Origin of the sequence: Pseudoalteromonas sp. APC 3691 (assembly GCF_030408135.1) — a bacterium.
Classification (GTDB): Bacteria; Pseudomonadota; Gammaproteobacteria; order Enterobacterales; family Alteromonadaceae; genus Pseudoalteromonas.
In genome coordinates, this window is record NZ_JASDCB010000126.1 from 1 (window position 1) to 3,202 (window position 3,202).

The window sequence follows — 3,202 nt, forward strand, 5'->3', positions numbered from 1 at the left end:
TGTTGATAATATCGAGAGCATTAGAAAGTTGCATAAAAAATCCGAATTCTACAAAAGAATTCGGATTCTTACATACCTAGAAGATCGTTCAAGTGCTATTAACTATTTCTTAAATGATCGGCATTACTCATTTATGAGTCTTTTTTTATGCCTGTTTTTAAGTCAGCAAATAGTGACTCGGCTATATTGAACACGGTTTTAATTTAACTGGTGTTACATCACTAAATCGCAGTTTAATAACTTTAAAGAGCTTGTGTGTGGATAATTTTTTTACAGTAATAATTATTTTAGGTGCGCTACTGCTTGTTGCTAGCTTAAAAACAACCGTTAAAGTTTGTAAAAAAACATCGCAAAGAGCATGGAGTGTACTGCTATGCGCTATTATTTTTTTTATTATAGGGTATTGGTGGGTACTTTATTATTTTTCAAATCACGACATTGCACCCGTCGTTATGAATATGGTGGCTATGTTGTTGCTTGGCGGTGGTGGGTTTGTTTTTTTAGTTATTAAACTGAGCTTAAAAAGTATTCTTAAAATAGAGCAAGCAACGCAGTATCAAAAATATCAAACTGAGCACGATAACTTAACAACTCTACCTAACCGCGAAAAGTTTTTTAAATCTCTGAGTAAACAAGTTGAATATCCTTCCCCATTTTCACTATTTTATATCGACTTAAATAACTTTAAACAAATTAATGATGCGTTTGGGCATCAGTGTGGTGACCAACTCTTGGCTGCATTTGCCAATAAACTAAATAAAGAATTATGCGGCATTGCTAAGTTATATCGGATTGGAGGTGATGAGTTCGCATTTTTACTGCATACCGATACAGATGAAAGCATGAATTATTGTGTAAACATTATAAACTCAGCCGTCAAAAGTCCGTTTTGTACGAATGAGCAAATGGTTAAAATACAATTAAGTATAGGCGTAAGCCGTTTTCCTGATGATAGCCGATTGCCCGATCAGCTATTAAAAAAAGCTGACTTGGCACTGCATGAAGCTAAAAAAACATTTCAACCTTTGGTAAATTACTCCTCTGCAATAGGTAAACGAGCTGAGGACTTTTTTGATTTATCAGCCAAGATTAAAGTGGCATTACATAAAGATGAGTTTGAGCTTTATTTACAACCCATAATGGACTCTAAAGATCTGCAATTACATGGTCTAGAAGCCCTTATACGATGGCCGCAAGATGATGGTAGCTTTATTAGTCCTGAAAAGTTTATAACCGTAGCTGAGCGTACAGGGCTTATTTTTCCTTTATCGAAATGGGTTGTACAAGAAGCCGTTAATCACATTAGAAAACTAAAACTATTTGGCTTCACCGGTACCATACATGTCAACTTATCGACGAAAGATATTGAAAGCAGTGAGTTTTACGATTTTATAATTAGTTTACTCGCAACGGATCCTACATTAAGCGACTCGTTAATTTTTGAAATTACTGAAGGTGCAATGATGACAAATATACCGGCTGCTAGAAAAATGATGCAACAGTTGAGTATGCGCGGGTTTAAATTTAGTGTTGATGACTTTGGTACTGGCTTTTCGTCGCTGTCGTTATTAAGGGAGTTGCCCATAAACCAGATAAAAATAGATCAATCGTTTATCAAAGACATGCTCATTAATCCGCCTGATTACGCTATTGTAGAATCTACATTGTTTTTAGCGGGTCGATTAAATTGCGATGTAGTTGCTGAGGGAATAGAAACTAAAGAAGTAGAACAGGCGTTGTTGAATCTTAACTGTGATTATTTACAAGGGTATTTATATAGTAAACCAATAACAATAGATGAGTTTATAAGTGTTTATTTAAATGCAGAGAAGGTAAGTTGAAGTTAATGAGTTTTGAGAAGTTTTAGACAGGGGAGTCAAATTGGCTGGGATACCAGGATTTGAACCTGGGAATGCCAGGATCAAAACCTGGTGCCTTACCGCTTGGCGATATCCCAACTATAAATTTGATATTAATTTTAGTTCTTAATAAGAACATGGTGCGGAAAGAGAGACTTGAACTCTCACAACCTAAGTTACTGGAACCTAAATCCAGCGCGTCTACCAATTCCGCCACTCCCGCATCAACAATTTGCCAATTTAAACTCTAAGCTAGAGCAATTCTTTTATCCAACTTTCCTTGGTAGAAGAAGTTGGCTGGGATACCAGGATTTGAACCTGGGAATGCCAGGATCAAAACCTGGTGCCTTACCGCTTGGCGATATCCCAACAAAGAATTAATGATAATTTTATTTCTTATCAAGAAATGGTGCGGAAAGAGAGACTTGAACTCTCACAACCGAAGTTACTGGAACCTAAATCCAGCGCGTCTACCAATTCCGCCACTCCCGCATCGTTTGTACAATAAAGTACAGGTAGTTATTTTAAACTCTTCATTGAGCTGCAATTTAACTCTTGCAGAGCCATTTCTAAAAGAAGAAATGGTGGCTAAGACGGGATTTGAACCTGTGACCCCATCATTATGAGTGATGTGCTCTAACCAGCTGAGCTACTTAGCCATTGTTGGCTGGGATACCAGGATTTGAACCTGGGAATGCCAGGATCAAAACCTGGTGCCTTACCGCTTGGCGATATCCCAACAATAACAATTGATAGTTTTAATTCTTATCAAGAATTATGGTGCGGAAGGAGAGACTTGAACTCTCACATCCTAAGATACTGGAACCTAAATCCAGCGCGTCTACCAATTCCGCCACTCCCGCACACAAGGTAGTTATTTTAAACTCTTCATTGAGCAACAAAAAAATAATGGTGGCTAAGACGGGATTTGAACCTGTGACCCCATCATTATGAGTGATGTGCTCTAACCAGCTGAGCTACTTAGCCATCTTTTTTTGTTAGCACTTCATCGCTGAGTTCGGGGCGTATTATGCTGATATGACCCAAATTCGTCAACACCTTTTTTGCAAAAAAACACTTAACTGTGTTTGTTTGCAGGAAAATTAAGCTAACAGGCTAAAATTTAATAAAAATGCTGTTTTTTTAGCTGCCTTTAAGGCGCGGAATCTTAATTAACCCTGTACTTCTTTCATTAAGCGATATTACAAAGATAGACTAGGGGCTGTTGATCTTTGTAGTACATATATCAATCAGCCCACATTGGTAGCCACATCATAGTAAATGCTAAAGCGAGCATTGAATGATAATTTCGTTCAAGCTTTTCATACCGCGTGGCTATCCCT

General features: G+C 37.5%; 1 protein-coding gene, 8 tRNA genes and 1 pseudogene. 1 reads left to right on the forward strand and 9 read right to left on the reverse strand.

Annotated features, from left to right (window positions below; genetic code table 11):
- Positions 1-257 precede the first annotated feature (257 nt).
- Positions 258-1,841 carry a bifunctional diguanylate cyclase/phosphodiesterase gene (locus tag QL998_RS20410; RefSeq protein ID WP_024605252.1) on the forward strand — a complete coding sequence of 528 codons (1,584 nt, stop codon included), beginning with the start codon at positions 258-260 and terminating at the stop codon, positions 1,839-1,841.
- A gap of 41 nt (positions 1,842-1,882) precedes the next feature.
- Here QL998_RS20410 and QL998_RS20415 read toward each other — a convergent pair.
- From QL998_RS20415 to QL998_RS20455, 9 genes and pseudogenes are all read right to left on the reverse strand, one after another.
- A tRNA-Gln gene (locus QL998_RS20415) sits at positions 1,883-1,957 on the reverse strand.
- Positions 1,958-1,997: 40 nt separating this feature from the next.
- Positions 1,998-2,082 (reverse strand) — tRNA-Leu (locus QL998_RS20420).
- Positions 2,083-2,153: 71 nt separating this feature from the next.
- Positions 2,154-2,228, reverse strand: a tRNA-Gln gene (locus QL998_RS20425).
- Positions 2,229-2,266: 38 nt separating this feature from the next.
- A tRNA-Leu gene (locus QL998_RS20430) sits at positions 2,267-2,351 on the reverse strand.
- Positions 2,352-2,441: 90 nt separating this feature from the next.
- A tRNA-Met gene (locus tag QL998_RS20435) sits at positions 2,442-2,518 on the reverse strand.
- A 5-nt stretch (positions 2,519-2,523) separates the two neighbouring features.
- Positions 2,524-2,598 (reverse strand) — tRNA-Gln (locus QL998_RS20440).
- 39 nt (positions 2,599-2,637) lie between these two features.
- Positions 2,638-2,722 (reverse strand) — tRNA-Leu (locus tag QL998_RS20445).
- 47 nt (positions 2,723-2,769) lie between these two features.
- A tRNA-Met gene (locus QL998_RS20450) sits at positions 2,770-2,846 on the reverse strand.
- 259 nt (positions 2,847-3,105) lie between these two features.
- Positions 3,106-3,202, reverse strand: a pseudogene (locus QL998_RS20455) (IS5/IS1182 family transposase); the annotation flags it as partial.